The 4,767-nt window shown below is 60.8% G+C and carries 5 protein-coding genes; all 5 read right to left on the bottom strand.

Annotated elements, in window-relative coordinates; genetic code table 11:
• Positions 1–57: 57 nt before the first annotated feature.
• The gene (locus tag NW843_RS03420; RefSeq protein ID WP_011432626.1) at positions 58–1,422 is read right to left on the bottom strand and encodes a gluconeogenesis factor YvcK family protein; all 1,365 of its coding nucleotides are present in this window, start codon (positions 1,420–1,422) and stop codon (positions 58–60) included.
• Positions 1,415–2,398 (bottom strand): RNase adapter RapZ, encoded by a 984-nt coding sequence (gene rapZ, locus NW843_RS03415; protein ID WP_414522115.1) that lies wholly within the window; start codon positions 2,396–2,398, stop codon positions 1,415–1,417. Before rapZ ends, NW843_RS03420 begins: the two co-directional genes overlap by 8 nt.
• A gap of 102 nt (positions 2,399–2,500) precedes the next feature.
• Positions 2,501–3,205, bottom strand: coding sequence for an endonuclease III (gene nth, locus NW843_RS03410; protein WP_414522114.1), 705 nt, complete (start codon positions 3,203–3,205; stop codon positions 2,501–2,503).
• 6 nt (positions 3,206–3,211) lie between these two features.
• Positions 3,212–4,309 (bottom strand): RIP metalloprotease RseP, encoded by a 1,098-nt coding sequence (gene rseP / locus NW843_RS03405; protein WP_414522113.1) that lies wholly within the window; start codon positions 4,307–4,309, stop codon positions 3,212–3,214.
• 132 nt (positions 4,310–4,441) lie between these two features.
• Positions 4,442–4,684 carry a NifU family protein gene (locus NW843_RS03400; protein WP_011432622.1) on the bottom strand — a complete coding sequence of 81 codons (243 nt, stop codon included), beginning with the start codon at positions 4,682–4,684 and terminating at the stop codon, positions 4,442–4,444.
• Between the last annotated feature and the right edge of the window lie 83 nt (positions 4,685–4,767).

The following is a 4,767-nucleotide window of genomic DNA, read 5'->3' as shown; positions in this document are numbered from 1 at the left end:
TCCTGAACCATGTTCAGGAGAGTTCAGCGTGAATGTATCAGGACATCCTGGGCAAAGCTAGAGGGGGCGATGTCTGTCGAACCAGCGCATCAGCATTGCAGCCAAGCGTTCGGGGTTGTGGCGCACTAAGCCGGTCTCTGGATCCTCTTGCATGACGTTAGCCAAAACGGCACGGCAGCCCAGGTAAGCCAGTTTGTCGGGATCCAGCACCACAAACTCAGAACCGCTGCGGCGGTAATGCTCCAAAGCGCGCGGGGAAGGTGGCTCCCGCTGCACCAGCACGCCGTCAAATAGGCGCACTCCTGCCACCCGATCCAGAGCCATGACGTGATCCCCAACGGTATAGCCGTCGGTTTCCCCCGGCTCGGTCATGATGTTGCAGACGTAGATGTGGGGGGCCATATTTTTGGCCAGAGCTTCCACAATTTCCGGTACCAACAGGTTAGGGATGATGCTGGTGTAGAGGCTACCCGGCCCCAGCACCACAAACTCTGCCGCCTCAATAGCCTCGATGACTTCCGGTAGGGCGGGAGGGTTGGGGGGGTCACAGCCGATTCGGCAAATGCGTCCTCCGGCTTTGGCAATGTTGGACTCTCCCACCACGCGGCGGCCATCGCTCAGCTCCGCCCAGAGGGTAACATCCGCCAGGGTGGCCGGCAGCACCCGCCCCTGAATGGCCAAGACTTGCGAGGTGGCAGTGATGGCCCGAATCAAGTCGCCGCCGGTTACCGCGGTGAGGGCAGTGATGAACAAATTGCCGAAGCTGTGGCCGCTTAGCCCTTCCCCCGACTGGAAGCGATATTGAAACAGCTCGGTGAGCAGCTTTTCCTCGTTGGCCAGAGCAGTGAGGCAGTTGCGGATATCGCCGGGGGGCAAAACGCCGATCTCCCGCCGCAGACGCCCTGAGGATCCCCCGTCATCGGCCACCGTGACAATGGCTGTGATGTTGGAGCTGTAGCGCTTCAGACCCCGCAGCAGGTTGGAGAGGCCGGTACCGCCCCCCAGCACCACAATGCGGGGACCACGGCTGAGACGCCGCCGCGACAAGAGCTTATCCACCAGCGCCTCATCTCCCTCGGGGATCAGCACATCCTCGATGGAGCGCATGGCGCTGCGAAACCCCAGCACCACCATCACCAGCCCGATCCCAGTCACCAGGGGGCCACTGATGTTGTTCGGGATCCAAGTGGTGATCAGGCGCAGGGTGATGTCGATCAGCCGCTTCAGACGAAAGATGGGGGTCAACTCCGTCCAGATGGCAATGCCCAGCACCATCAGCAGCACGCCCCCAACCGCCAGGCTCAGCCAGCGTTTAACGGCTAAACCGGGAAAGAGCCATTTCCAGCCACTTCCCGGCCAAGCAGCCTTGCGGCGGCGAATGCCCCAAGCGGCGGACTTGTTGCTGGGCACAGGCTTAGGCATGGGAAGGTGCAGGAACGCCGGCCAAAGGGATCCTAACCTGTTGCTGGGCAACGCCGGCTTCGCCGGGCGCCGGGCCAAAGCGGGCTTCCAGCTCCCGCTGAGAGTCGAGCAGATGGCGATGCTGAACCTGAACATTCAGGTCGGGAAGGGCGTGGTTGCCGGCAGGGACAGTCCAAGGCTGCAAATCCTGGGCCAGGCGCTCCACCAGGGCCACCGAGCGGTGCTGGCCGCCGGTACAGCCGATGGCCAAAGTCAGGTGGGGGCGACGCTCTGCGCGGTAGTGGGGCCAAAACGCTTTGATCAGGGACAAGATGTGCTGGTAGGTGGATTGTGTGATGGGATCCGCAAACAAGAACTCCTGCAGCAGGGGATCCTGCCCAGTGAGGCGACGCAGATGGGGCTGAAAGAAGGGGTTGGGCAAAAAACGCACATCGAACAGCAAGTTGGCATCGGGGGGAACGCCGTATTTGAAACCGAAGCTGACCAGCCTTAGGTTGAGGGGCTGGGGGATCCCTTGCACCAAAGCTTGCAATTGCTGCCGCAGTTGCTGGGCATTGAGGTCGGAGGTATCCAACCAGTGGGTGCAGCGTTCCCGCACCGGGGCCAGAGCCAGCCGCTCTTGCTCAATGGCCTCCCACAAACCGGCAGCTTCCCCGTAGGGATGGGGACGGCGGTGGGCGCTGAGACGGTTGAGCAACACTGGGGAGCGGGCCTCCAAGAATAGGAAAGGGATCCCTTGCGATTGCACCCAAGCAGCCAGGGTGGGAACTTGATCCCGGTACTCCTGGGCGTGGAGATTCAAGCTGATGGCCAAAGCAGCGTGATGGGTCCGCATCGCCTCAACCAAGGGGATCACCTGGGCAGGCGGGATCCCTTCTAGGCCGGTGTACCCCAGTTGTTCCAACTGCTGGATGGCCAAAGTTTTCCCGGATCCCGTCAGGCCGGCAATGACCAGAACGGGGGGCGCGACTGACATGGGTTTATCCTGCATGGAGCTTATTCTAGGGCGAGAGGCGGCCAAAACAAGCGCCGGAAGAATGGGGGGCTCAGCCACGCGGGGCGCCTAGAAACCATCATCTCAGGCCGGCGAGGCTTTGGTAGCTTTTTTATCCGTTTTCTCGGCCGGTGCAGCCGATCCCAGAAGAGGAGCGCTGGGGCAGAGATCCGCCAAAAAACATTGCTGGCACAGAGGCCTGCGGGCAGTGCAGATGGCCCGCCCGTGGTCGATCAGACGGATAGACCAGTTCTCCCAATCCGCCTGCGGCAACAACTGCATCAGATCCTTTTCGATGCGCACGGGATCCTCGTGCTCAGTGAGGCCGAGGCGGCGGCTGAGGCGCTTAACATGGGTATCGACGGTAACCCCGGCATGGATGCCAAAAGCATGAGCCAACACCACATTGGCCGTCTTGCGGGCTACGCCGGGTAGGGTGAGCAGCTCCGGCATGGTGCGGGGCACTTGGCCACCAAAATCGCTCAAGATCCTGCGGCAGGCTTCCTGAATGTGTTTGGCCTTGTTGCGATAGAAGCCGGTGGAATGGATGAGAGCCTCGATCTCCTCTCGCGGCGCTGTCGCCAGGGCCTGGGCATCCGGGAAGCGACGAAACAGCTCTGGCGTTACCTGATTCACCCGCTCATCCGTACACTGAGCCGAGAGGATGGTTGCCACCAAGAGCTGCAGCGGCGTCTGGTAGTGGAGGGCACAGGTGGAGTTGGGGTAGTGGCGCTTCAGCCGGAGCAGGATCTCCAAAGCTCGCTGGCGCAGGGCCCGTTTGCTGGCCATCTTCCCCTAGCCCGACCCGGTGACAATGGCGAGGGTGTCTTTGAAGATCAGCACCACCCCCAATCCCAGCAACAACACCAAGCCCGTCTGCATCACCCGCTCCTCCAGATGCTTGGGCAGCCGTTTGCCGCGAATCGCCTCCAGGATCAAAAAGGCAATGTGTCCCCCGTCCAAGGCGGGCAGGGGCAACAGGTTGAGAAAGGCCAGATTAATGCTAATCAAAGCGGTGAAATTAAACAGGCTGGCGGCGTCATCGCGGGCCAGATCCGCCCCAATCTTGACGATCCCCACCGGGCCGGAGACCTGAGCAGCCGTGCTTTGGAAATTCTGCAGCAACTGCCGCAAGCCGTTCAGATTGAGCATCACCACCCGCTGGTAGGCATTTCCCGCCTCCGTGAGGATCTCGGCCACGCTCTGGGCGGGGCGCAAGGTCACCTCTTGATTGGGGGCCAAGGTCACCCCAATGGCCACCGTCTCTCCCCGCGCCGCCGGGATCACCGTCAACTGCAGGGGATCCCCTTCCCCACGCTGCACCTCCAGGGGAATGGGCCGGTTCTCGCTGCTGCGGATCAGCACCTGAAAATCGTTCAGAGCTGCCAAGGCCGCCGTCTCGTCGGCAATCCCCCTGTAATCGCGATCGGCTGCCTGCAACACCACATCCCCTGCCTTCAGGCCGGCCCGCTCCGCCGGGCTATCGGGCATCACCTGAGGGATGAGAATGCCGGGATGGATGCGCGTTACCGAGGGGATCCCCACCCAAGCAAACATCAACACCAGCACCAGATAGGCGAAGAGCAGGTTGGCCATCACCCCTGCACTCATCACCACCAGGCGATCCAGCACGGGGCGGTTTTTCAGCAGATCCGGGTCGTCGGGCGGGTAGGGGGAATGTTCATCCTCGTCAGGAAAGCCCACGTAGCCCCCCAGCGGCAGGGCGCGAATGGCGTACTCTGTCTCCTTGCCCTGGTATCGCCACAACACCGGCCCAAACCCCAGCGAGAAGCGGTTGACGTGGATCCCTTGGAGTTTGGCTGCCGCAAAGTGCCCTGCCTCATGCACCAGGATCAGCAGGGCGAGAATGGCGATGGAGAGGAGAACAGACATGCGCTAGCTCTGAAGAAGGCACAGAAGAAAGAAGTGGGGAGCAGAGAGCCACCCGAGGCTATTTATCAAGGCACATAATCCAACACATGATAAAGAACCCTAAAGGAATCTCACAAAAACTTACAGGGCCCCTCAGAATACCTGCTCCACCTCCAAAATATCGGGAATGCTCTCCCGCAACTTGCGCTCAATGCCCATCTTTAGAGTCATGGTCGAGCTGGGGCAGGCTCCACAGGCCCCCTGCAAGCGCAGCTTGACCACCGGGCCATCGATTTCCACCAATTCCACATTGCCCCCATCGGCCATCAAGTAAGGACGCAGCTCGTTCAGGACTTTCTCGACGTTCTCGGTATTGAGTTCCAGTGCTTGTGCCATGGTTGCTTTTAGCCTCGTTGAGATTTGGATTGTAGCGGTTTCTGATACATTCACGCTGAACTCTCCTGAACATGGTTCAGGAA

It is taken from the genome of Synechococcus sp. R5-12 (genome assembly GCF_047502655.1).
GTDB lineage: Bacteria > Cyanobacteriota > Cyanobacteriia > Thermostichales > Thermostichaceae > Thermostichus.
This window is presented reverse-complemented; position numbering and strand designations above follow the sequence as displayed.